Origin of the sequence: Natrinema salifodinae, from assembly GCF_900110455.1 — an archaeon.
GTDB classification, from domain to species: Archaea; Halobacteriota; Halobacteria; order Halobacteriales; family Natrialbaceae; genus Natrinema; species Natrinema salifodinae.
In genome coordinates this window covers 278,729-301,576 of record NZ_FOIS01000004.1, presented here as the reverse complement: position 1 = coordinate 301,576, position 22,848 = coordinate 278,729, and the positions used below count along the sequence as shown (strand labels likewise).

Annotated in this window: 22 protein-coding genes; 13 read left to right on the top strand and 9 right to left on the bottom strand. The window is 67.2% G+C overall.

Annotated elements, in window-relative coordinates; all coding sequences use genetic code 11:
* Positions 1-127: 127 nt before the first annotated feature.
* Positions 128-2,014 carry a cation:proton antiporter domain-containing protein gene (locus BMY29_RS15835; RefSeq protein ID WP_049991249.1) on the top strand — a complete coding sequence of 629 codons (1,887 nt, stop codon included), beginning with the start codon at positions 128-130 and terminating at the stop codon, positions 2,012-2,014.
* A gap of 40 nt (positions 2,015-2,054) precedes the next feature.
* Here BMY29_RS15835 and BMY29_RS15830 read toward each other — a convergent pair whose 3' ends face one another.
* Together BMY29_RS15830 and BMY29_RS15825 are read right to left on the bottom strand one after the other, a co-directional pair.
* Entirely contained in the window at positions 2,055-2,657 is a 603-nt protein-coding gene (locus BMY29_RS15830) for a magnesium transporter (RefSeq protein ID WP_049991225.1), read from the bottom strand.
* On the bottom strand, positions 2,654-3,226 hold the full coding sequence (locus BMY29_RS15825; RefSeq protein WP_049991224.1) for a magnesium transporter: 573 nt from the start codon (positions 3,224-3,226) through the stop codon (positions 2,654-2,656). The genes BMY29_RS15830 and BMY29_RS15825 overlap by 4 nt, the downstream gene beginning before the upstream one ends.
* A gap of 125 nt (positions 3,227-3,351) precedes the next feature.
* Between BMY29_RS15825 and BMY29_RS21205 the strand changes: the two genes are divergently transcribed.
* From BMY29_RS21205 to BMY29_RS15810, 3 genes are all read left to right on the top strand, one after another.
* Positions 3,352-3,588: a hypothetical protein gene (locus BMY29_RS21205; protein ID WP_049991223.1), complete on the top strand. Its 237-nt coding sequence runs from the start codon at positions 3,352-3,354 to the stop codon at positions 3,586-3,588.
* Positions 3,531-3,833: a hypothetical protein gene (locus BMY29_RS20445; protein WP_177179248.1), complete on the top strand. Its 303-nt coding sequence runs from the start codon at positions 3,531-3,533 to the stop codon at positions 3,831-3,833. The genes BMY29_RS21205 and BMY29_RS20445 overlap by 58 nt, the downstream gene beginning before the upstream one ends.
* 157 nt (positions 3,834-3,990) lie before the next feature.
* Positions 3,991-5,682 (top strand): aldehyde ferredoxin oxidoreductase family protein, encoded by a 1,692-nt coding sequence (locus BMY29_RS15810; RefSeq protein WP_049991221.1) that lies wholly within the window; start codon positions 3,991-3,993, stop codon positions 5,680-5,682.
* Between the two features lie 69 nt (positions 5,683-5,751).
* On the opposite strand, the gene BMY29_RS15805 is transcribed toward BMY29_RS15810, so the two are convergent.
* Positions 5,752-6,933 carry an MFS transporter gene (locus tag BMY29_RS15805; RefSeq protein WP_049991220.1) on the bottom strand — a complete coding sequence of 394 codons (1,182 nt, stop codon included), beginning with the start codon at positions 6,931-6,933 and terminating at the stop codon, positions 5,752-5,754.
* A gap of 125 nt (positions 6,934-7,058) precedes the next feature.
* Entirely contained in the window at positions 7,059-7,388 is a 330-nt protein-coding gene (locus BMY29_RS15800; RefSeq protein ID WP_049991219.1) for a hypothetical protein, read from the bottom strand.
* 319 nt (positions 7,389-7,707) lie between these two features.
* On the opposite strand from BMY29_RS15800, the gene BMY29_RS15795 reads away from it, so the two are divergent.
* The gene (locus BMY29_RS15795; RefSeq protein WP_049991218.1) at positions 7,708-8,142 is read left to right on the top strand and encodes a hypothetical protein; all 435 of its coding nucleotides are present in this window, start codon (positions 7,708-7,710) and stop codon (positions 8,140-8,142) included.
* A gap of 239 nt (positions 8,143-8,381) precedes the next feature.
* On the opposite strand, the gene BMY29_RS15790 is transcribed toward BMY29_RS15795, so the two are convergent.
* On the bottom strand, positions 8,382-9,518 hold the full coding sequence (locus BMY29_RS15790) for a thiolase family protein (RefSeq protein ID WP_049991217.1): 1,137 nt from the start codon (positions 9,516-9,518) through the stop codon (positions 8,382-8,384).
* 162 nt (positions 9,519-9,680) lie between these two features.
* On the opposite strand from BMY29_RS15790, the gene BMY29_RS15785 reads away from it, so the two are divergent.
* From BMY29_RS15785 to BMY29_RS15765, 5 genes are all read left to right on the top strand, one after another.
* Positions 9,681-11,657: a beta-propeller domain-containing protein gene (locus BMY29_RS15785; protein WP_049991216.1), complete on the top strand. Its 1,977-nt coding sequence runs from the start codon at positions 9,681-9,683 to the stop codon at positions 11,655-11,657.
* 89 nt (positions 11,658-11,746) lie between these two features.
* A complete protein-coding gene (locus BMY29_RS15780; RefSeq protein ID WP_049991215.1) occupies positions 11,747-12,454 on the top strand; it encodes a DUF5806 family protein in 708 nt (235 codons plus the stop codon).
* A gap of 64 nt (positions 12,455-12,518) precedes the next feature.
* Positions 12,519-13,238: an RNA 2'-phosphotransferase gene (locus tag BMY29_RS15775; RefSeq protein WP_049991214.1), complete on the top strand. Its 720-nt coding sequence runs from the start codon at positions 12,519-12,521 to the stop codon at positions 13,236-13,238.
* 88 nt (positions 13,239-13,326) lie between these two features.
* A complete protein-coding gene (locus BMY29_RS15770) occupies positions 13,327-13,764 on the top strand; it encodes a hypothetical protein (RefSeq protein WP_049991213.1) in 438 nt (145 codons plus the stop codon).
* A gap of 90 nt (positions 13,765-13,854) precedes the next feature.
* Positions 13,855-15,333, top strand: coding sequence for an aldehyde dehydrogenase family protein (locus tag BMY29_RS15765; RefSeq protein ID WP_049991212.1), 1,479 nt, complete (start codon positions 13,855-13,857; stop codon positions 15,331-15,333).
* Positions 15,334-15,375: 42 nt separating this feature from the next.
* Here the strand turns inward: BMY29_RS15765 and BMY29_RS15760 are convergent, their stop codons facing one another.
* From BMY29_RS15760 to BMY29_RS15745, 4 genes are all read right to left on the bottom strand, one after another.
* On the bottom strand, positions 15,376-15,633 hold the full coding sequence (locus tag BMY29_RS15760) for a hypothetical protein (protein WP_049991211.1): 258 nt from the start codon (positions 15,631-15,633) through the stop codon (positions 15,376-15,378).
* 66 nt (positions 15,634-15,699) lie between these two features.
* Positions 15,700-17,247 carry a TrkH family potassium uptake protein gene (locus BMY29_RS15755; RefSeq protein ID WP_049991210.1) on the bottom strand — a complete coding sequence of 516 codons (1,548 nt, stop codon included), beginning with the start codon at positions 17,245-17,247 and terminating at the stop codon, positions 15,700-15,702.
* Positions 17,244-17,921, bottom strand: coding sequence for a potassium channel family protein (locus BMY29_RS15750; RefSeq protein ID WP_049991209.1), 678 nt, complete (start codon positions 17,919-17,921; stop codon positions 17,244-17,246). The genes BMY29_RS15755 and BMY29_RS15750 overlap by 4 nt, the downstream gene beginning before the upstream one ends.
* Positions 17,922-17,923: 2 nt before the next feature.
* The gene (locus BMY29_RS15745; RefSeq protein WP_049991208.1) at positions 17,924-18,364 is read right to left on the bottom strand and encodes a universal stress protein; all 441 of its coding nucleotides are present in this window, start codon (positions 18,362-18,364) and stop codon (positions 17,924-17,926) included.
* 231 nt (positions 18,365-18,595) lie between these two features.
* Between BMY29_RS15745 and BMY29_RS15740 the strand changes: the two genes are divergently transcribed.
* The 3 genes from BMY29_RS15740 to BMY29_RS15730 all read left to right on the top strand — a co-directional run bounded on the left by BMY29_RS15740 (position 18,596) and on the right by BMY29_RS15730 (position 22,687).
* A complete protein-coding gene (locus BMY29_RS15740; protein ID WP_049991207.1) occupies positions 18,596-19,339 on the top strand; it encodes an Lrp/AsnC family transcriptional regulator in 744 nt (247 codons plus the stop codon).
* Between the two features lie 245 nt (positions 19,340-19,584).
* On the top strand, positions 19,585-21,912 hold the full coding sequence (locus tag BMY29_RS15735) for an amino acid permease (protein WP_049991206.1): 2,328 nt from the start codon (positions 19,585-19,587) through the stop codon (positions 21,910-21,912).
* 112 nt (positions 21,913-22,024) lie between these two features.
* Complete coding sequence (locus tag BMY29_RS15730) at positions 22,025-22,687, top strand: helix-turn-helix domain-containing protein (protein WP_049991205.1); 663 nt, start codon at positions 22,025-22,027, stop codon at positions 22,685-22,687.
* Positions 22,688-22,848 lie beyond the last annotated feature (161 nt).

Sequence of the window (22,848 nt, the reverse complement as noted above, 5' to 3'; positions counted from 1 at the left end):
CAACGACCGTCTCCGACCGTCGTTCACCGCGTTCTCGCAGGAGTTAACAGCGTGGAGTGACTGCAGTGAGGACAATGGCCGTTCCAGTAACGTCGTGCCGACCGCGCGTCGACCGCCGATCGCGACGATGACCGGGGCGGAGGCGAGCGGCGACCTGCTCGTGTTGGTCGCGGCAATCGTCGGGCTCGGCGTCGTCTCGCAGCTTCTGGCGGAGCGGTTTCGCGTTCCGAGCGTTCTCTTTCTCATCGTCGCCGGGATCGCCATCGGGCCGGAGGGCCTCGGCGTGTTGACCGTCGAGTCGTTCGGCGGGAGCAGCGGCCTCTCGACGATCGTCGGCCTGAGCGTCGCGATCATCGTCTTCGAGGGCGCGTTCCACCTCAAAGTCGAGAAGATCAAGGAGGCTCCGGCGGCCGTGTTGCGGCTGACGACGGCCGGCGCGGCGATCGCACTGCTCGGGACCGCCGGCGCGGTCCGGGTCTTCCTCGGGGCCGACTGGGATATCGCGCTGTTGATCGGCGCGCTCCTGGTTGCGACGGGACCGACGGTCGTCACGCCGATCCTGAAGGTCGTCCCCGTCCGCGACCGGGTCGCCGCGACCCTCGAGACCGAAGGGATCGTCAATGACGTGACGGCGGCGATCCTGGCGATCGTGCTGTTCAAGGCGATGACCGTCCGGGAACTGACCGCCGACGTCTACCTGCAGCTGTTCGCCGAGCGGCTCGGAACGGGGCTGCTCGTCGGCGTCCTCGTCGCCGCGGTCGTCTGGTCGGTGCTCCAGTACGTCGACATCTCGCCGGACGACGCGCCGCGGAACGCGCGGCTGCTGACGCTGGCGGGCGCGATCGTCGCCTTCGGTACGGCCGACTACGTCTTCGCCGAGGCGGGGGTCGCGGCCGCGGCGACGGCCGGACTGATCCTGGGCAACGCCAACCTCCCCTACGAGGAGGAGATCGAGGCGTTCAAAGGCGACGTGACGCTGCTCGTCCTCTCGTTCGTCTTCATCACGCTCGCGGCCCTGCTGGAGTTCGACCAGCTGTTCGCGCTCGGGCTCACCGGCCTGGCCGTCGTCGCAGTTATCATGCTCGTCCTCCGACCTCTGTTGGTCTTCCTCTCGACTCGCGGCGATCGCTTCACGTTCCGGGAGCGACTCTTCATGAGCGCCGTTGGCCCGCGGGGGATCATTCCGGCATCGGTCGCGACCCTGTTCGCGATTCGGTTGCAGACCCCCGCAGCGCCGACGAACGAGGCCGGCGCGGACCTGCTCGTCGGGACGGTCTTTCTCGTCATCTTCGTGACGGTAGTGCTGGAGGGCGGGTTCGCCAGGCAGATCGCGGAACGACTGGACGTGATACCCATGCGTGTACTCATCGTCGGCGGCGGCCGGGTCGGTCGCTCGCTGGCAGAACGACTGGAAGCGCGCGGCGAAAACGTAGTCATCATCGAGGAGGACCGCGCGGTCCTCGAGGACCTTCGCAACGAGGGCTTTACCGCCCGCGACGGCGACGGGACCGACGTCGAGGTGTTGCGCGGGGCGGGCGCGGAGAACGCCCGGACCGTCGTCGCGGCGACCGGCGACGACGACGCGAACCTCCTCGTGGCCCAGCTCGCGAAGTCGAACTTCGACGTCGAGAAGGTGATCGCGAGAGCGAACGAGCCCTCGAACGCGGCGGCGTTCAAAGAACTCGGCGTCGAGACGATCTCGGCGGCCGAGTCGACCGCGTGGGCGATCGACAACGAGATCGAGCGCCCGGCGCTGTCGAACTGGATGTCCGAACTCGGCCGCTCTGGCGACGTCCAGGAGATCGAGGTGACCGACAGCGCGCTCGCCGGTGAGCGGATCGCCGACGTCGGGAGTGAGCTCCCGAACGGCGTCCTCATCGCGCTGGTGAGCCGGAACGGAACCAGCGAGGTGCCGACCCCGGACGTCGAACTGCAGCGAGGCGATCACGTCACGCTCATCGGGCGGACCGAAGCGGTCGACGAGGCGATCGAGCGGTGCGGGAAACCGGTGTAGCGTCACAGCGGACGGTCCCGAGCGTTGCGACGCGGCCGCGTCACAGCACGACCGCGACCACCGCAAAGAGGATGAGCACGCCGGTGATGTCACAGACGTTCGTGACCACCGGGATCGTCGTGTCGTCGGGATCGTAGCCGAGCCGGTAGGAGGCGTAGACCGCGGTCGAACTGACGATGACGACCCAGACCGCTAGCAGCATACCGCTGACGATCGTGATGACCAACAGCCTGGGGAGTCCGAGGGTCCCGCCCAGGGCGCGGCCGATCGCCCACGAGGCGATCCCCAGTAGGACGAACACCGTCGCCGCCAGGCCCATGATCGCGCCGACGTTGGCCCGGACGTTCGGGTTCGACGGCGAGAACTCCAGGGTTCCCAGGTGCAACTGCGTCGAGAGCCGCGCGCACATGATCGAGCCGAGGTTGCCGGCGGTGCCGATCATCACCGGGACGAGCACGAGCAACGACGGGTTCTCGAGCAACTGCTCCTCGAAGCTCTCGAGGACGGCCCCCGAGACCATCTGCAGGACCGAGAGGACCGCCAGCAGGGGCACGAGCGTCGTGACGATGTTCCGGACTGCCCACTCATCGCTGATCTCGTCCTCGAGCTCCTCCCCGTGCAGGAGGTCGCCGCCGGCGCTCACAGGATCACCCCCGCGACACCGATGCCGATCAGCAGGAAGACGACCCCGAACACGTCACCGACGGTCGTCACGACGGGCCCGATGACGTTGTCCGGATCCAGGCCTCGTCGGTAGCCCTTGAAGATCACGGTCAGCAACACGCCCAGCATCGCGACGGCGCTCAGCAGGGCCGCGACGATCAGGACGATGACCAGTTCGGCCAGGCTCGCCGAGCGCCCGAGGACGAGCATGACGCCCCAGGCGAGCACGGCGATGAAGACGGAGACGATCATCCCGTTGAGGAAGGAGGCGACGACGGCGTTGCGCAGCCGCTCGTTCCACTCGAAGCGGGGGTCGATCAGGCCCTGGTGGAGCCCGCTCGAGAGCCGCGCGCCGAGCGATCCGTAGACGCCGCCGCGAGTGGCCAGGAACGCGGGCAGCAACAGCAGGATTCCGGGGACGCTCTCGATCCCCTCGCGCATCGTCTCGGTGCCTAACAGCGTGCCGGCGAACAGGCCCGCCACGAGGCTGACGAGGATAACCGGCAGCGCCTGGCGGTAGACGTCGAGGGCGGAATCGTGGCCACGCATCTAGCCGATGGTCCCGGTCCGATACATTAAGCGTTGGTCCGACGGCGGCCGGCTGGTCGCTCTCCGGGCGTTGCGGGCCCGATCCGGCCAAATCTTGATTACGACCGCACGCGACGGGAGGGGTGATGCGGGAAATCGCCTACGAGCCCCGGAACGTCCGGGAGATTCTCGTCGAGCTCAAGGACTCCCCCGAGCTCGCGGTCGACCTCGCCTACTCCGCCGCACGCGACGACGCGGCGCTGGCCGACGAGGTGCTCGAACTCGAGTCGCGGGTCGACTACCTCCAGTATCACGCGCGCAGCAGGTGCACGCGCTGGAGGACGAGTCCGACGACCAGAAGACGCGCCTCGAGACGTGGGTGATCGAGGCCGGCGACGACGTCGGCAGCGCCGACCAGCTCCGGGGGTTGCTTCACCTGACGGCGGCCTCCGAGGCGATCTGCGACGCCGCGGCCGATATCGCCGAGGTCGTCCTCCGCGAGGTCGAACTCCCGCCGGTGTTCGGCCAGGCGCTCGAGGACAGCGAGGAGGCGATCGCGGCCGTCGCGGTCGGGTCGGGTAGCGACCTCGACGGGACGACGGTCGCCGGCGGCGTCGAGGAGCTCTAGCCGCGAGCGCCGCCCCGCGAGCCAGATCGGAGGCCGCTACCAGCGCGCGGCGATCGCGGTGTTCCACTGACACGGATCACAGGGACCGTCCTGTCGGCGGCCGAACCTGCTCGAAAAACCGGTACCGTTTTGCGACAGTGACTCTCACAGTGGTACTATGAGACACGTACGGGGGCCGCTGTGTTCGATCGACGTCGGCGAGCGCACGGCTGAGACCGAAGAGATCGACGACGTCCTCGAGTCGTACGTCGGGGGCCGGGCGCTCGGGACGAAACTCGCCCACGACCGGATCCCGTTCGACGCCGATCCGCTGGGGCCGGACAACCGGCTGTACTTCGCGACGGGGCCGCTCCAGCACTCCACGATGAGCTTTACGGGCCGGATGTCGGCGACCGGTATCTCGCCGCTGACCGACGGGCTGCTCTCCTCGAACGCCGGCGGGTTCCTCTCGCGGAACTTCACCGGAACGGGCTACAGCGCCGTCGAGATCACCGGCGCGAGCGACGAACTCGTCATCGTCCACGTCACCGACGACGGCGTCGAGTTCGAAGCGGTGCCGGACCTCGCCGAGGCGACCGTCTCCGAGACCTGCGAGTACATCGAGGACGAGCACGATCTGGGGTCGGAACACACCACGGTCATCGGCCCGGCCGGCGAGAACCGGGTCCGGTTCGCTTCGATCATGACCTCGAAGGAGCGGGCCTTCGGCCGCGGCGGCCTCGGCGCCGTCCTCGGCGCGAAGAACGTCAAGGCGATCACCTTCGACGGCGACTCGACTCACGAAGTCGAGATCCCGCCGATCCAGATGGAGATCCATGGCGAGGCCGCCCAGTCCGACAGCCCGATGAAAGATCAGGGGACGACCTCGGTCGCGGAGTACGCGAACATGGTCGAGGCCCTGCCGACGCACTACTTCTCGGAGCTGTCCTTCGAGGGCATCGAGGGGGTTAACGGCGACCGCGTCGAGGAGAAGAAGTACAAGAAGGGGACCTGCTCGGCTTGCGCGTTCGCCTGCAAGCTGCCGACCCGCGACGAGGAGACGGGCCTCGAAACCGAGGGGCCGGAGTACGAGACGCTGATGGCCTTCGGGCCGAACTCGGGCGTCGACGACATCGTCGATGTGATGCAGTCGAACAAGCTCTGCGACGAACTCGGGATGGACACCATCTCCTGTGGCGACACCGTCGCGGCCTACCTCGCCAGCGAGGACGAGTTCGGCAACGTCGAGCTGATCCACGACCTCGTCGAGAAGATCGCCTACCGCGAAGACGTCGGCGATTCGCTCGCCGAGGGCGTCGACCGCGTTCACGACGAACTCGGCGTCGAGAACTGGTCGGTCAAGGGTATGGAGTTCGCCGCCCACGACGGCCGCACCCTGAACGGCCAGGGCCTGGCCTTCGCCACCTCGAACCGCGGGGCCGATCACATGTACGCCGAGTTCTACCCCTACGAGTACCCGCTGGTCGACGCCGAGGACGCCTTCGACAAGGAGGGACTCGAGGGCAAGCCGCCGAAAGTGGTCGAACTCGAGAACGTCAACGCGATCAAGGACAGCGCCGTCGTCTGCAAGTTCTCCCGGGACTTCATGACTCCGGAGCGCATTTCGACGCTGCTCGACGCCGACTACGAGGACCTGCTCGGAGTCGGCGCTCGGGTCGTCTCGATGGAGCGCCACTTCAACAACCAGCGCGGCTTCGACCGCGGTGACGATCAGCTTCCCTACGAGATCCCGGACTTCGAGCGGGGGCTCGACGAGTACTACGCGGAGCGCGGCTGGAACGACGACGGGACGGTCCCCGAGGAGCTGCTCGAGACCGAGAGCAGCAGTCCCGCGCCGGCCGACGACTGAGTCCGTCGACCGCCGGTCCCCGTTTTTCGATTCTCCGTCTTCGGTCTCGTTCTGTGCGTTTCCTGCGAGTTAGTCCGACGCCATCGTAACCGTCGGCGCCGTCGCCGTCCCGGTCCACAGCCAGGTGCCCGCGATCGTGACGAACAGCACGCCGGCGATGGCGACGGCCAGCCACAGCGCCTGGCCGATACCGTATAGCTCCGCGAGCACGCCGACGACGGCCGGACCGACGGCGATCCCCGTGTAGGTCGCGCCGGTCGTCAACGCGTTGAGCGGCCCGGTGTACGCCGGGGCGGCCTCGACGGCGTAGGCCGACAGGATCGGGAACCCGCTCGAGAGACCCGCACCGGCGACGAAGACGGCGAGGAAGAGGACGGGACCCGCCTGGCCGGAGACGGTGAGGACGACGACCAGCGCCGGAATCGCGGGGAGAACGACGGCGAGCACCAGCGCGAGGTACGGAACGCGATCGACGGCGAGCGTGTACCCGAATCGGGCAGGGATGTACGCGAGCAGGTACGCCGAAAGCAGGAGGTTCGCCGTCGTCGTCGCGGCGAACTGGCTGGCGTAGTAGGAGAGCCAGGTGAACATGATTCCCTCGACGGCGCCGAAGAGCAACAGCCCGGTACAGGAGCCGACGACAGACGGCCGTCGGAGCAGGGTCCCGAACGCGCTCAGGGAGAGCGACCGCTCGGCGGTCATCTCGGGCAGGTCGACGCGGCCGGCGACGACGGCGGTCGGCACGAAGCTGAAGACGAGGACGAGGAAGACGGCCCGCCAGTCGGCGACCGCCAGGACGGCGCTGACGAGCTGGGGTCCGGCGACCGCGCCGACGGCCCACATGAGCGCGTACGCGGTGTACACCCGTCCGCGACGGCCGGCGTAAAGGTGGCTCAACACGACGCGGTCGACGCCGCGGAACGCGCCGGCCGCGGCCCCCTGGGCGAGCAACGCGAGCAGGAAGACGACGTACAGGGGCGCGGCCGCCATCGCGACGAGCGCGACGGCGACGGCGACGACGCTGACCAACAGCGTCCGCTGAACGCTGATCCGACCCGCGAGCAGCCCCGTCGCGACCACCACCACGACGAAGCCGGCGGTCCCGGCGGGCGCGACCAGGCCGAGGACGCTCTCCGAGACGCCGAACGTGCGCTCGAGCGGTGCGAGAATCGGGCCGCGCGCCTGCATCGCCATCGCGTCGCCGAAGACGAACAGGAAGATCGCGGCCGTCCAGAGACGGACCCGGTCCATAGTCGGGCTCCAGTCGCCCGGCTAAAAACCCTACCCGTTCCGGTAAAACGCCGGTCGCGTCGTCAGAGACGCCGCCGGCGTCTCCGATTCGCCGACCCGAGAAAACGTATCATCTATAATTTAGTTCAGGCGTCGTCTCCGTCTCCCTCCTCCCGCCCGTCCCCCGCCGAGCCCCGGTCGTCCTCGCGGGACGGCAGCGACGTGTCGTCGGCCCGGGAGGGATGGATGTTGACGTTGTGTCCTCGGTAGGGATCGCTCTCCGGGTCGTAGGAGAGTTCGCTGCGCTCGAACAGGTAGATGAAAAAGCCGATCAGCGGGAGACAGAATGTGATCGCCGCCCATTTCCACGGCGGCTCGAGGCCGACCCGCCCGGCGTCGTAGTAGGCCACCGCGGTCAGCCCGAGGTGCCAGGCGATCGGAATGCCCACGATCACCGCCAGTAGGTGTCGGCTCATGCCACGTCGTACGGCCCGCCGATATAAAACGCCGACACCCGCGGCCCCCATCCGGTGACCGCTCGAGTCCGAGATCGGGCGCTGATGGATAGGTGAGTCTCCGTCGCTCGTAACCGGTTCGACACGATCGGTCGGTAGGGTCGCAATACGGCCATCCGGACCCGTCTCTAGGCGCGGGCTTTCGATCCGTTGCCGGTCGCTACGCTCGTTCGCTGTCCCGGTCTTATCGCCGAAACCTGCCGTTCGATCGGTGAACGGTTCTGTCAATTTATTGCCGCTACTGCTGGCAACTGTCATTGCCCATCGTGGCAGAATACCAATGAATCGGATCGGAACACTCCTCGTCGCGATTGCGGTCTGCCTGCTGGCGATCAGCGCCGGCGCAGGCACAGTCGCGGCCCAGTCAACGACCGAAACGGACCAGACGACCGAAGAAGTAGACTCGGAAACGATCGAACGCGAATCGGTCAACGAAGTCTCCCAGGATTCGACCGACGTGTCGGAAGAGTTCGTCGAGGACGAGCTCCCGATTGATATCGAGCTCCCAGACGAACCAACCGACGAACCAGCTGACGAGCCGTCCGACGAACCAGCCGATGACCCGTCCGACGAACCTGCTGACGAACCCGACGAACCTGCTGACGAGCCGTCCGACGACTCCGACGTGCCCGTCGATCTGATCAACGAGCTCGTCGACATCCCCGAGGATCCGCTCGGTGACGTCCTCGACGGCAGCCTCGGGGACCTGCTCTAACGCGCCCTACCGCTCTCGTACCGTGTTTCACCGCACGGCGACGGTCGTGCTCGGCCCGATTGCAGTTCGTCCGGGCCGACCGAGCAGTCGGCGCATCGTCGACGACCGCCGCGCGCTCTCCGACGGGGTCGATCGGAGGAGCGTCGAACCGAGTAGAATGGGGCGGGTGGGGCGGACGGACGCCCCACACCGCGCTGCTTCTCGCTTCCGAACGCGGTACCGTGCCCGCGCTCGATGCCTCAGTTGACGTCGAACTCGATCGCCGCGCCCTGACCGAAGCCGACACAGAGCGTCGCCAGGCCGAGGCCGCCACCGCGCCGCCGAAGTTCGTTGATTAGCGTCACCGGCAGACGAGCGCCAGAGGCGCCCAGCGGGTGGCCGAGCGCGATGGCGCCGCCGTTGACGTTGAAGATCTCGGGGTCGACCCCGAGCTGGTCGCGCGAGTAGATCGTCTGGCTGGCGAAGGCCTCATTGAGTTCGACCTGGTCGTACTCGTCGATGTCGCGGCCGTTGCGCTCGAGCAGCCCCTCAGTCGCCGGGACCGGGCCGATCCCCATGACCGTGGGGTCGACGCCGGCGACGTTGTTCATGCCGACCTCGGCCATGATCTCGAGGTCGTGCTCCTCCGCGAAGGCCTCGCTCGTGACGAGCAGGGCGGCAGCGCCGTCGGAGATCTGGGAGGCGTTGCCGGGCGTGACGGTGCCGTCGGACTTGAACACGGTCGGCAGTTCGGCGAGCTTCTCCGTCGTCGTGCCCGGTCGGATGCCCTCGTCCTCGGAGACGGTGCCGTCTCCGGTCTCGATAGGGACGATCTCGTCGTCGAAGCGGCCCTCCTCAGTCGCCTCGGCGGCTCGCTGTTGACTGCGGGCGGCGTACTCGTCCTGTTCCTCGCGGCTGACGCCGTACTCCTCGGCGACCTTCTCGGCGGTCATCCCCATCTGGAGCTCGCCGATGTTGTACAGTTCGGCCAGGCGCGGGTGGACGTTCTGGGTGTTCTCGCCCATCGGGACGCGGCTCATGCTTTCGACGCCGCCGGCGATGACGGCGTCGCGGTTGCCCGCCGCGATGGCGTCGGACGCGGAGATGACCGACTGCATCGAGGACGCACACCAGCGGTTGATCGTCGTTGCGGGGACGTTCTCGCCCAGTTCGGAGAGCAGGGCGATGACCCGAGCCAGGTTGTTCCCCTGCTCGCCGCGCTGCTGGGCACAGCCCCACATCAGATCGTCGATCTCGTCGCCGGAGAGCCCCGTCTCGGCCAGGATCTCGTCGATCAGCGGCACCGAGAGGTCCTCGCTTCGCAGATCGGCGAACACGCCGTCTTCTTTCCCCTGGGGCGTCCGTACTGCCTTCACCACGACTGGCGTCTGTGACATATACTACCGAAGGTCCCTCACGAACTTAAATCCGATACAACTGCCAGGGGTAGAATAGCCGTTTATACGACCGCCGAGCGGCCGATCGTCCGGTATTCGGTCGGTGAAAGCCTCGTTTCAGCTAGCGCCGACGCCTTAGTACAGTCCCATGTCTACGCGGACATGACAGCACGAACTGAGCGGACCAGGCTGCTCGCGGTCGCCCTCGCGGCGCTGCTCGTGGGGGCGGCCGTCGGCACCGGACTGACGGGACTGTTCGACGGGCACACTGCCGACGCCGTCGACCGGGAGGCCAGGCCGATCGAGGGCGTGAGCGATCCCGAGTTGGTGACCTTCGAATCGGACGCGGCCTTCGCCGAGTACCTCGACGGCCGGCCGGACGACGCGTGGACCGGGCCGGCTACAACCGCTCTAACCGGCGGCGACGACGCGGCGGTCGAGGAGGACCTCGACGACACCGAGACGGCCGCGGACGGGTCGGCTGCCGTCGAGTCGGACGCGGCGACGGCACCGTCGGGCGGCGACGGCGGTTCCGCTCCCGACTCCGAACCGCGACACTCCGAGACGAACGTCCAGGAGGCCGCTCTCGACGAACCGGCCGTCCTGAAGACCGACGGCGAGTCGGTCTACTACGCCGACTACCGGTACACCTCCCGGTGGGCCGAGACGTCGGTCGTCGACGTGAGCGATCCCGCGAATCCGACGGCCGTCGGCTCGATCCCGCTCTCGGGCGACCTGCTGTTGGCCGACGACACGCTCGTCGTCCTCGGCGACGACGAGGCCGCCGGCTACGACGTGAGCGACCCCGCCGAGCCCGAAGAACGGTGGCGAACCGACCTCGCAGCGGACATCGACACCGCCCGCCTCCACGACGGCGACCTCTACCTGATCCTCGTCGATCGGCCAGGCGGCGATCCGTGCCCGATGACGCCCTACGGCGACGACCCGGTCGAGTGCACGGACGTCGTTCGCCCCGCGACGCCCGCGGACGCCGACGCCGTCTACACAGCCGCCCGCGTCGACCCCGAGACGGGGGCCCTCGAGAGCCGAGAGAGCGTCGTCGGCTCGCAGTCGCTGTCGGCGACCTACGTCTCCGAGAACGGGATCTACCTCTCGTACATGCGGTCGACCTCCGGGTACGAACTCCGGCGGTCGTTCCTCGGGACCGAAGCGGGCGCCGAACTGCTCGACGCTCGGGCCCGCGAGCGCGTCGCGGCGCTCGACGACCTCGAAATCTCCGATCGGGCGAAACGCGTCGAACTGCGCGAGATCCTCCGGGCCTGGTACGACCGAATGGCCGACGACGAGCGCCGGGAGGCCCGCCAAGCGTTCGAGGAGGGCGTCCGGGAGCACGCCGCGGCCAATCATCGGAATCTGACCACCACGGGAATCGTCAGGATCGACATCGAGGGCGACCTGGCCGCCGACGCGAGCGGCGAGGTGCCCGGGACGCCGCTCAATCAGTTCTCGATGGACGAACACGAGGACCACCTCCGCATCGCGACGACGATCCCTCGGACTCACGGGGTCGACTCCGAGAACGACGTCTACGTCCTCGACTCGGACCTCGAGACGGTCGGCTCGGTGACCGGCCTGGGCGTCGATGAACGGATCTACTCGGTTCGCTTCGAGGGCGACGAGGGCTACGTCGTCACCTACCGCGAGATCGACCCGTTTTACACGCTCGACCTCTCGGAGCCGACGGACCCGACTGTCGACGGCGAACTCAAACTACCCGGCTTCTCGGAGTACCTCCACCCCCTCGAAGACGACCTGGTGCTCGGCGTCGGTCAGGAGGATCGCCATCCCAAAGCCACGCTCTTCGACGTGACCGATCCCGAGGACCCGATCGAACTCGACTCGGAGATCTTCGCCGACGAGCGATACAGCGACGTCAGCCGAACGCACACCGCCTTCCTCCAGGACGAGGCCCACGGCGTGTTCTTCATGCCGGGGAACGAGGCCAGCTACGTCGTCGACTACGAGGGCGGCGAACTCGAAGAAGTCGCTCACGTCGACGTCGGCGGGCCGGGCGCCCGCGCGATGTACGTCGGCGACTCCCTCTACGTCTTCGGCGAGGACGAGGTCGTCGTCCTCGACGAGCGGACCTGGGACGAAACGACGCGACTCGACCTGTAACGCGTCTCCGCCGCGCTCTCTGACGGACCGATCGCGGCCCGTCGCGGGGGAGGGGAACCCTTTTGCCCGCCGTTTGGCAATGGCCCTCCATGGACGGCAACGAGACGGTCGATCGGTCCGACGCCGACCGCGCCGACCGTACCGATCGCGACGGTGCGGCCGACACCGACACGGACGCAGACGTGAGCGACACGGACACCGCGACGAACGGCGACCAGGCGGCGGCCGCCGGCGACAGCGACGGCGACGGAACGATGCCCGGCGTCCCGGACCCCGAACCGCAGGAGTCGGACGTCCCCGAGGACGTGCGGAAGTACGCCCGCTTCAAGAAGATGGACGGCGCCCAGTACGACCGGGTGAACGACTTCCTGCGCGACCGGACCTACATCACCGCTCGCGAGTGGGCTATCGCCCGCCTCTGTTCGGACTTCCGGACCGAGACCGGCGTCGAGATGACCAAGATCGGCGAGAACCTTCCTGAACTGGTCCCCTTCATGACCGACACCTACTCGCCCCAGGCGGTCAACCAGGCCCGATCGTCGTTCGAGGACAAAGTTCGCACGGCCGGCGCGACGTTTCTCTACGGCGCGATGTGCGACTTCTTCACCGCCGAGGAGCTCGACGACGTGATGTACGAGGCCACCGAGGTCGCGAAGTTCCTGCTGGAAGTCGAGGGCGTCGACCTCTCCGTCGAGGAGGAGTTAGAGGCCGAAGAGCGGATCTCGAGCGTGATGCGGGAGGTCCGAGAGGCCAGCGAGGAGCTCCGCGCGGAGGAAGAGCTACAGGACGCGGAGTAGACCGGATCCGAGCCGGGATCGCCGAGCGAATTTTTCCGTTCGAGCGACGAGTATCGGTAAACCCGTGACCGATCCCGTTCGCACCTGCGACGACCACGGTGCGTTCGTAGCCGACTGCGAGCGGTGTCCCGCCTGCGACGCGCCAGGCGCGCGACTGCTGTCGGGCGAGCGGCGCCGCCGCCTCTCGAAGTTCCTGAGCGGCGCGCTCCGGCATTTCCCCAACGACGTCGGCCTCGAACTCGACGAGCGCGGCTGGACGGCCTTCGACGACCTGATCGACGCCGTCGAACGGACGTACGATTGGGCCACCGCAGAGCACGTCGCGGCCGTGATCGCGACGGATCCGAAGGGGCGGTTCGAGCGGACCCGAACTGATACGGCTGCGGAACACGACGACGCCGGTAGTCGCGTTCGCGTTCGCGCGTCGTACGGCCACTCCGTCGACGTCGACCTCGAACCGACTGACGCGCCGGTCCCGGACGACCTCTACCACGGGACCGCGCCGGCGACCCTCGATTCGATCCGCGAGGAGGGGCTTCGTCCGATGAACCGCCAGCAGGTCCACCTCTCCGGGAGCCGGGCGGCGGCCCGCCGCGTCGGACAGCGCCATGCCGACGATCCCGTCCTGCTCGCCGTCGACGCCGCGGCGATGCTCGCGGACGGCCACCGGATCGCGAAACGGGGCCGGGAGACGTACACGACCGACGCCGTCCCGCCCGAGTACCTCTCGCGGGTCGACGACGGCGACGGCGATTCGACCGGAAACGGATCCGGCCAGGCGTGATCGCAGCCAGGCGACGCGATCCCGCAAGGCAACGCACAGGCGCATGACAGAGCGGTAATAAACCTGGGCCGTCTCGGATCGGACACGTATGAGCGGTTCATCTGACGCGGGCGCGGAGTCGGACGGCGAAGCCGGACTGTCGCCGAACCTCATCGCGCTCGCCGTCGGCGCCGTCGACGTGCCGGTGTTCGCCTACGTCGGCCTGGTCCTCTTCGGCGAGGCGGCCTTCGGCGCGGCCGTCGGCCTCGTGATCGGACTCGGGATGTATCTGTTCCTGCCGGCGGTCATCGCGGACGACCAGGCGTCCGCGGACGACGGCGACGAGTTCGAACCGATCGCTCCGAGCGAGCGGGTCCGCACGTTCCACCGGACGGCGGCCGGGCTCGCGCTCCCGCCGGCAGGCATCCTGCTGCTCACCTGGCGGTTCGTCTCGGATAGTCTCCTGATCGGCGTCCTCGTGACGCTGGTGTTGACGACGGTGATCTACCTCTCGCTGGCGGTGTTGCTGCCGCGGCGGCTCTCCTAACCGACGGCGACGGCGCGAGCCCGGAGTCGGTGCGGTCCAGTTGCGAGTGCGCGGGTGTTCCTTTTCCATGAGCGCGGGATAGCCCGCCGTATGTCCGAGTCGGACTTGCCACTCGCCCCCGAGAGCGGCTGGAACTCGCTGTACCTGGCCGGCGACTGGACCGACGTCGGCGGCCGGGAGCCGCTGTCGGTCGAGAATCCGTACACGCGCGAGGAGGTCGCGACCATCCCGGCGGGAACCGAGGACGACGTCGACGCGGCCTACCAGGCTGCAGCGGCGGCGCAGGAAGCGTGGGCTCAGCAGCCACCGCAGGCCCGAGCGGGCGCGGTCAACGCCGCGATCGAGTTCGTCGGCGACCACCGCGAGGAGATCGCCGAGTTGTTGGCCGTCGAGGCCGGCAGCGCGCAGGTCAAGTGCGAGGCCGAGTTGCAGACCGCGCGCGGAATGATGCAGCAGGCGGCCAGCTATCCCTTCCGGATGGACGGCCAGCACATGGACTCGATCACGCCGGGAAAGGAGAACGTCGCCGAGCGGGTGCCCGTCGGCGTCGTCGGCGTCATCTCCCCGTGGAACTTCCCGCTGCACCTCTCGATGCGGGCGGTTGCGCCGGCCATCGCGGCGGGCAACGCCGTAGTGCTCAAGCCCGCCTCGAACACCCCGATCACCGGCGGCCTGCTGCTCGCGCGGATCTTCGAGGAAGCGGGCGTGCCCGAAGGCGTGCTCAGCGTCGTCCCCGGTCGCGGCTCGGAGATCGGCGACGCCGTCGCCGACCACGAGGTCCCCCGCGTCCTCGCCTTCACGGGCTCGACCGAGATCGGACAGCGAGTCGCGCAAAAGGCGGCGAGTAACTGCGCCCTGCCCGCGCTCGAACTCGGCGGCAATAACGTCCACGTCGTCACCGAGCACGCCGACCTCGACCGGGCCGTCGACGGCGGTATCTTCGGCTCGTTCCTCCACCAGGGCCAGGCGTGCATCTCGATCAACCGTCACCTCGTCCACGAGAACGTCGCCGACGAGTACGCGGACGCGCTCGCCGATCGAGCCGCCTCGCTGCCGACCGGCGATCCGACCGACGAGGACACGATCATCGGCCCGATCATCGACGAGAGCCAACGCGATCAGATCCTCGACTACGTCGAGCGGTCGGTCGACGAGGGCGCGACCGTCGCGGCCGGCGGCGACCACGACGGCCTGGTCGTCGAGCCGACGGTGCTCGTCGACGCCGACAACGACATGGCCGCGGCGGAAAACGAGCATTTCGGGCCGATCGCGCCGGTGATCCCCTACTCGAGCGACGAGGAGGCGATCGAGTTGGCCAACGATACGATCCACGGGCTGTCGGGGTCGGTCCACAGCGAGGACCTCGGCCAGGCCCGCGCGATCGCGGACGGGATCGACACGGGCATGATCCACATCAACGACCAGCCGATCAACGACGAGCCCCACGTCCCCTTCGGCGGGATGAAACAGTCCGGGATGGGTCGGTACAACGGCGAGCAGATTCTCGACGAGATGACGACCACGAAGTGGGTCTCGGTCCAGCACGAGCCGCGGGAGTATCCCTTCTGATGCGCCGTCCGCGCGTACTTGTCCGGATCCGACCCGGACCGCTCACTGGAGCAGCGACACCAGGCGACCCCAACTCCAGACGACGAGCCACCCCGCGGTGAGTACGAACAGGAGGACCAGCGGCAACGTGTCGATCGCGACGGCGTAGACGATCAGGTCCCCGAGGAGGCCGCGTCGGACGACGACCCAGAGGGCGACCGCGAGCACCACCGAGGCGGCGGCGATGGCGACCGCCGTTCGGTTGGTCGCGATGCGAGAGCCGCTTTCGTTGCCGTGCCGTTTCCCGTCCGCGTCACTCATCGTTCGCGATACCGCACGAACCGCCGAAACGGTTCCACCTGCACCATCTGGCCGCCGAGACGCCGATCACCGGTAGAGGTTCGCCCGCCGGAAGACGGTTCCGAGCAGCACGGCGACCGGAATGATCTCGAGCCGTCCTACCCACATGTTGACGATCAGCATCGCCTTCGCGGGGTCGGGCATGTTCGGGCCGGTGATCCCGGAATCGAGCCCGACGTTGCTCTGTGCGCTCATCACGTCGAAGATGACGTACTCCAGCGGGTGTTCGGGCGAGAGCGTCCGCAGGAGAACGGCCACGCCCACGGCGAGGAAGGCGACCCACAGGACGAAGACGACGGTCGCCTCGGTGTACTCCCGCTGGACCTGCGATTCGCTGAGACTCCGTTCGCCGATGCGGAGGCGTCGGACCGCGCTGTCCGGCTGGAAGACGTCGGCGATCTGCCAGGCCGTCCCTTTGACGAGCGTGATGACGCGGATGAGCTTGAGGCCGCTCACCGTCGACCCGGCCGCCGCACCGGTGAGCATCCCCAGGCACGTCACCAGCGTCGCGCCGGCCGTCCAGACCCGGTCCGTGCCGTCGCCGATCGTCGCCGTCCCGAAGCCAGTGTTCGACGTGGCGGAGACGAACTGGAACAGCGCGGTTCGGAAGCTCTCCTCGAGCGTCTCGTACTGCCCGTTGAACCCCAAGATCAGGGTCAGCGCGAGCGATCCGATTCCGAACCAGAGGAACACCCAGCGGGTCTGGATATCCGCGTAGAAGTTCTCCAGTTCGCCGTTGACGATGAGGTAGTGGATCGGGAACGCTATACTCCCGGCGACCATGACCGGCACGACCGCGTACTCGATGAGGGGGCTGCCGTAGTGGCCGATCGACGCCGCGTGGACGGAGAACCCGCCGGTGGCGATCCCGGTCATCCCGTGGTTGATCGCGTCCCACAGCGGCATGCCGACCACGAGGAACAGGCCGATCGAGGCGAGCGTGAGGCCGAGATAGATCTTCCAGATCTCTTTGACCGTGGCGACGATGCTGGGGTGGATCTTCTCGGAGCGCGCCTCGCTCTCGTAGAGCGTAAAGGAGCCGCTGCCGGGCCGCGCGAGGATGGCGACGGTCAGCACGATCACGCCGACGCCGCCGATCCACTCGGTGAACGACCGCCACCAGTGCAGCGACCGGGGGAGTTCCTCCTCGACCGCGGCGACCGTCAGCCCGGTCCCGGTAAAGCCGCTCACGCTCTCGAAGACGGCATCGAGCGGGGAGAGGAAGACGACCGTCGTGTCGTCCATCGGCGGCGCGTTCGCCCACGCCGGGAACGGATCGAGCGCGATCGACCAGGCGACGAGCAGGAACGGCAACCCACCGAGCACGCCGACCAACGCCCACGCGCTGGCCGCGGTGATCATCGCCTCGAGTTTTCCGGCCGGCGGCGCGTCCCCGTACCGCCGCGCTAGCGCGGTCCCGGCCCCGCCCATCGCGACGGCGGAGACGACGAAGGCGGGGACGGCGAAGAACTCGCGGGTGCCGACGGCGATCAGGACCGACACGACGAGCATCAGCGAGACGGCCTGGAGGATGCGGCCGACGTCCCGTCCGACCGTCGGATACCGCGCCCTCATGGCTCGCTGTCGGTAGCGGTAAACGCCGCGACGGCGTCGGCCAGCCTGGCGTCGTCGGTGAACACCGTCACCGTGTCGCCCGTCCGGATCGTCGTCTCCCCTCTCGGCGCGCGAATCTCCCCGTCGCGTTCGAGCGCGACGACCAGACTCCCCTCCGGAAGCGTGCCGGACTCCGTGGCCGTCTCGAGGAGTTGGCCGCTCATCGGTGCCGTTTCGGTGACGGTCAGTTCCACCAGTTCGGTCTCGTCGTCGAGGTCGACGAAGTCGCCGACGTTCGGATACCGGACCGTGTGATAGAGGTGGTCCGCGATCAGCTGCTGCGGATTCTCGATCAAAGTGACGCCGATCTTCTCGAACACGGGGAGGTTCTCGGGGTCGTGAACCACGCTGACGAGGTTTGGCACGTCGTGTTCCTGCGCGAGCAACATCACCATGATGTTGGTCGCGTCGACGTCCGTCGTGGAGATGACGGCGTCCGCGCGCTCGATCCCCGCCTCTCTGAGCGTGTCGTGGTTCGTCGCGTCGGCGTTGAGGACGAGGCAGTCGTATTCAGCGGAGGCGGCGTTCGCTCGCTCGTCGTTCCGCTCGATGACGACGACGTCGTTGCCGTCGCCCACTGCGCGCTCGATCAGGTTCGATCCGATGTCTCCGGCACCGACGATGACGAGATACATCGTTAGCGATCACCCTCCTCGTCTGTGGAAAACGCCACGACGGGGTGGTGGCTCTCGGTGAGCAGTCGGTACGCCGGATCGCCCGTCAGGAACTCGCGGATCCGCCCGCCCGGGCGGGGCGTAAAGCCGATCGCCGAGACGTCGAACTCCTCGGCCGCCGCGACGATCTCGTCGACGACGTCGGTACCGTATCGCAGTTCGCGCCGGATCCGAGGGCCGTCGTCGAAGTAGTCTTCGACGATCGAGAACACGGTTTCGGCCTGCCGTTCCCGCGCTTCGAGCGGCGCCTTGTCCATGTACCCCTCCGCCTTCTCGATCACGTGGGTGACGATGATCGTCTCCGTCTCGTCGTCGATGTACGAGTCGAGCTCTCGACACGTCGCCTTCGCATCGTCCTCGTTCGCAACCGGAACGAGTAGATGCGCGAGGATCGTGTCAGTCATCGCTCCCTCCGGCGGGATTGCAGCGTTTGGGCCGATTCGTGTTGGCTATCATACGTCTCTCGGGCAATTTTTCATTCGAAAACTTAAACCTGTCTTATCTACTGAATCAAAAGCAGACTTAACTAGGATATACCGATACCAGATTACCGATCGATGGGGCCGCCGGCTCGGCCCCACCGTCCGGAACGTCGAAACGAACAGACCCTTTTACTACAGGAAAGAAGCGCTCCTATGGGAATTCGGCTCGACGAAGTGAACCGACGCATCATCCACGCCCTGATGGACGATGCCAGAAATACCTCCGCGCCGATGATCGCCGACGAGGTGGGGGTCTCGCCGGCGACCGTCAGGAACCGAATCGAGCAACTCGAGGAGGCGAACGTCCTCCAGGGATACCACGCGAACGTCAACTTCGAGGCGGCGAACCGCCACTTCAGGAACCTGTATATCTGTCACGCACCGGTCGACTCCCGCGAGCGACTCGCCAACCAGGCTAGGCTCATTCCGGGCGTCATCAACGTGCGCGTGCTGATGGCCGGACGTCGGAACCTCCACATTCTCGCCGTCGGCGAAGACACGAGCGATCTCCGCCGCGTCGCCCGCGAGATCGCCGCACTCGGGATCGAAATCGAGGACGAGGACCTCGTCCAGTCCGAGGATTACCAGAGCTACCAGCCGTTCGGCCCCGACAACGAGGCGCCGTACGCGCTCTCCGATTTCATCAGTCTGACCGGAAACGCCGAGGTCGCGGAGGTCACGATCGAAGACGACGCCCCGATCGCCGGCATGACGCTCGCAGAGGCCGGCGACGACGATGTCCTCGATGATCAGTTGCTCGTCGTTTCGATCGAACGCGACGATAAGGTGGTCACGCCGCGCGGTCAAACTCGCATTCGAGCGGACGACCTCCTCACGATCGTCTCGCGCAACGGTATCGCCGAGCCGTCGCTCGACGCGTTTCGGGCCGAATCGTAGCCGGCACCGTAGTCGTAATCGTAGTCGTAGCCGTATCCGCGACTCACCGTCGGGCCGCCGTTCTCTGCGGCCTCGTCGCGCAGGACCGCCTCCGATCCGATCGCGCTCTCGGTTTCGAGTCAGTAGACTTAATTCGGATTGGGATCGCAGTAGTCACATATGAATAGCGTTCCCGATTCCGGAACGCGTCGGTGGACGACTGACTACGACCCGGCGCCGGCCGTCGGGGAGAGGTGGACGTGACTATGGCCGAGTCCGATCAGGAACTCGCACGCGATCTCGGCTTCCTCGAGGCGTACACGCTCGGCCTCGGGACGATGATCGGCGCGGGGATCTTCGTCCTCCCCGGGATCGTCGCCGCGAGCGCAGGGCCGGCCAGCATGATCTCGTTCGTCATCGGCGGGCTCGTCGCCCTCCTCGCGGCGCTCTCGCTCTCGGAGCTGGCGACCGGAATGCCGAAGGCCGGCGGCAGCTACTACTACGTCAACCACGCGCTGGGGAGTTTCTTCGGGACGATCGTCGGCTGGGGGATGTGGGCCGGACTGATGTTCGCGACGGCGTTCTACATGCTCGGTTTCGGCCAGTACCTGCTCAGCCAGCCGTCGGACGCCATTCCCGTCGTCCTTGCGGCAGTCGCGATGGCCTCGCTGCTCGTCGCGGTCAACTACCGGGGCGTCAAGGAGACCGGCTCGCTACAGAACGTGATCGTGATCGCGCTCATCGGCCTCATTCTCGTCTTCATCCTCGTCGGGCTGTTGAACCTCGATCCCGAGTTGCTCAGCCCGTTCGTCCGCGAAGGGCGTGGCTGGCCGGTCGTCGCCGCGACCGCGGGGACCGTCTTCGTGACGTTCATCGGCTTCGAGGTGATCGCGACCAGCGCCGAGGAGATCAAGGACCCTGGGCGGAACCTCCCGCTGTCGATGATCGCGGCGGTCGTTACGCCGACGATCCTCTACGTCCTCGTGATGCTCGTCAGTACGGGGACGCTTCCCGTCCCCGAACTGGCCGACTCGAACGTTCCGGTCGCGACCGTCGCCGCCGAGACCGCCGGCGCGTTCGGGACGGTCACCGTCGCCGGATTCACGCTCGAGTTCGCCACCGTCGGCTCGCTCGTCATGATCGCCGGCGCGATGCTGGCGACCATCTCGTCGGCGAACGCGTCGATCCTTTCGGCGGCGCGGGTCAACTTCGCGATGGGCCGCGACGAGATCCTCACCGACTGGCTCAACAAGATCCACGACCGGTACCAAACGCCGTATCGGGCGATCCTCGCGACCGGCGTCGTCATCCTCGCGCTCATCGCCGGTCCGCTCCCGATCGACACGCTGGCGGACGTGGCGAGTTTCATGTTCCTCATCACGTACGCGCTCGTCCACGCCGCCGTCGTCGTTCTGCGGCGCGCGGATCCGGACGAGTACGAGCCCGACTTCCGCATCCCCTCGGCGCTGTATCCGATCGTCCCGATCGTCGGCTTTCTCGCCTGCCTGGCGGTCATGCTCCAGATGGCCCGAACGGTGCAGGTGATCGGTCTCGTGATCGTCCTCGTCGGCGTCCTCTGGTACCAGTTCTACGCGAAGGACCGGGCAATCTCGACGACGTTGATCGGCGAGGCGGTCGCACCGACGCCCGCAGTGGACGTCGAGGAAGACCGATTCCGCGTCGTCGTCCCGGTCTCGAATCCGGAGACCGAACGGCCGCTGATCAAGTACGCCGCGGCCAGCGCCGCGAGCCGCGCCGAACCGGCGGAACTGGTCGCCGTCAACGTCATCGAGGTTCCGCCCCAGACCTCACCGGCGCAGATCGAATTCGAGGAAGAACGCGTCGAACGCCAGCAGCACCTCCTCGAGAACGCGCGTGACGTGGCCGACGACCTCGACGTGCCGCTGCGGACGCGGGCGATCGTGGGCCGCGACGCGGGCGAAACGCTCCTGTCGGTGATCGACGAGGAGGATGCGGACCACGTCCTCCTCGGCTGGCGTGGCGAACGCCGTCGGCGAGACGTGCTGTTCGGCTCGACGATCGATCCGCTCCTCGAGCGGGCATCCAGCGACGTCACGCTGGTGAAAGATCCGACCGAGCGACCAGGCGATATCGTCTCGCTGGCTGGCCGCGGCCCCCACGCGTCGGCGTCCGCGCGACGCGCCGGCGAACTCCACCGCGCCTTCCCCGACAGCACGTTGACCCTCCTGAACGTGCAACCCGAACCCGACTCCGAACTCGATACCGATGCGGACGAGGATGCCGACCCCGAAACGATCGGCCGTGCGCTCATCTCGGACGTCTCGTCGGACGCCGACCTCGCCGACGACGAGTACGACTCACGGGTCGTCGTCGCCGACGACGTCCGCGAGACGCTCATCGAAACGGTGACGGAATACGATACGGTCTGCGTCGGCGCGACGGGCACGAACCCAGTCGCACAGGCACTCTACGGCTCGATCCCACAGAGCATCGTCGACAACACCGAGGGCCCCGTCGTGATGGCCCGCGGCGAACAGCGGTCCCCGCGGACGCTCCGCCAGGCGCTGGTCCAGCGACTCGGCCAGGCGGAGGAGACGGCGCAGGCGGAGTGAGAGCGACCCGCTGTTCGAACCCTCGTTCGAGCCGTGACGATCGGGTCGGTCGGCGCAGCGTCGCGTCGACTTTCGGCCGCGGGCTTTTCCTGTTCGGCGGCGAACCGGCCGTATGAGCATTATCGCGGAATTTTCGGTCAAATCCGACGACTTTGCATTGAATCACGCGCTCACCGAAGCGCCGCACATGGTCGTCGAGATCGAGCAGGTCGTGGCGACGATGGAAGACAGGGTGATGCCGTACTTCTGGGTGACCGGCGGCGATCACGCGGAGTTCGAAGCGGCGTTCGAGGACGACGACTCCGTGACGAACATCGTCTCGATCGACGAAGTGGACGAGGCCAGATTGTACCGCGCCGAGTGGACGAAAAACGTCGAGACGATCGTCTACGCGTACGTCGAACTCGGGGCGACGATCCTGCAGGCGATCGGTCGGGACAAAAACTGGGAACTACGAATTCGGTTCGACGATCGGGACGGCCTCTCGAAATTCAGAGCGTATTGCGAGGAGAACGGGATTTCGTTCGTACTCAACCGAATGCGGGATCAGGAACAGCCGATGGCGAGCGCCCAGTACGATCTCACGACGAAGCAACGCGAGACGCTGGTTACTGCGCTCGAAGAAGGCTACTACGAGGTGCCTCAGTCGGTAACGATGAGCGAACTGGCCGACCGAATGAATATCTCCCAACAGGCGCTCTCGAAGCGATTCCACGCCGCCCACGAGAACCTCATCACGAGTACGCTGACGTTCACCCACCCGGACGACGAGTGAACCGCTCTCCGGTGTCTCCGGGTCGGTGCTCCCGGAGTGGTCAATACAACCCCCTACCTCTTCCGGACGGACGATCTGTGTCTGTTCATGGCGAGTCACCAACAGTCGTCGGAAACCGACGGTGACGGGACTGATGAACGGGTGAAAGTAGCCGCGCGATG

Excerpts from the sequence above, each read along its gene's own strand:
- BMY29_RS15735 (WP_049991206.1), top strand. The coding sequence starts at position 19,585 with ATGGCCGAGTCCGATCAGGAACTCGCACGCGATCTCGGCTTCCTCGAG.
- BMY29_RS15750 (WP_049991209.1), bottom strand. The coding sequence starts at position 17,921 with ATGTATCTCGTCATCGTCGGTGCCGGAGACATCGGATCGAACCTGATC.
- BMY29_RS15740 (WP_049991207.1), top strand. The coding sequence starts at position 18,596 with ATGGGAATTCGGCTCGACGAAGTGAACCGACGCATCATCCACGCCCTG.
- BMY29_RS15770 (WP_049991213.1), top strand. The coding sequence starts at position 13,327 with ATGAGCGGTTCATCTGACGCGGGCGCGGAGTCGGACGGCGAAGCCGGA.
- BMY29_RS15785 (WP_049991216.1), top strand. The coding sequence starts at position 9,681 with ATGACAGCACGAACTGAGCGGACCAGGCTGCTCGCGGTCGCCCTCGCG.
- BMY29_RS21205 (WP_049991223.1), top strand. The coding sequence starts at position 3,352 with ATGCGGGAAATCGCCTACGAGCCCCGGAACGTCCGGGAGATTCTCGTC.
- BMY29_RS15745 (WP_049991208.1), bottom strand. The coding sequence starts at position 18,364 with ATGACTGACACGATCCTCGCGCATCTACTCGTTCCGGTTGCGAACGAG.
- BMY29_RS15805 (WP_049991220.1), bottom strand. The coding sequence starts at position 6,933 with ATGGACCGGGTCCGTCTCTGGACGGCCGCGATCTTCCTGTTCGTCTTC.
- BMY29_RS15755 (WP_049991210.1), bottom strand. The coding sequence starts at position 17,247 with ATGAGGGCGCGGTATCCGACGGTCGGACGGGACGTCGGCCGCATCCTC.
- BMY29_RS15760 (WP_049991211.1), bottom strand. The coding sequence starts at position 15,633 with ATGAGTGACGCGGACGGGAAACGGCACGGCAACGAAAGCGGCTCTCGC.
- BMY29_RS15800 (WP_049991219.1), bottom strand. The coding sequence starts at position 7,388 with ATGAGCCGACACCTACTGGCGGTGATCGTGGGCATTCCGATCGCCTGG.
- BMY29_RS15765 (WP_049991212.1), top strand. The coding sequence starts at position 13,855 with ATGTCCGAGTCGGACTTGCCACTCGCCCCCGAGAGCGGCTGGAACTCG.
- BMY29_RS15795 (WP_049991218.1), top strand. The coding sequence starts at position 7,708 with ATGAATCGGATCGGAACACTCCTCGTCGCGATTGCGGTCTGCCTGCTG.
- BMY29_RS15825 (WP_049991224.1), bottom strand. The coding sequence starts at position 3,226 with ATGCGTGGCCACGATTCCGCCCTCGACGTCTACCGCCAGGCGCTGCCG.
- BMY29_RS15730 (WP_049991205.1), top strand. The coding sequence starts at position 22,025 with ATGAGCATTATCGCGGAATTTTCGGTCAAATCCGACGACTTTGCATTG.
- BMY29_RS15780 (WP_049991215.1), top strand. The coding sequence starts at position 11,747 with ATGGACGGCAACGAGACGGTCGATCGGTCCGACGCCGACCGCGCCGAC.
- BMY29_RS15790 (WP_049991217.1), bottom strand. The coding sequence starts at position 9,518 with ATGTCACAGACGCCAGTCGTGGTGAAGGCAGTACGGACGCCCCAGGGG.
- BMY29_RS15810 (WP_049991221.1), top strand. The coding sequence starts at position 3,991 with ATGAGACACGTACGGGGGCCGCTGTGTTCGATCGACGTCGGCGAGCGC.
- BMY29_RS15835 (WP_049991249.1), top strand. The coding sequence starts at position 128 with ATGACCGGGGCGGAGGCGAGCGGCGACCTGCTCGTGTTGGTCGCGGCA.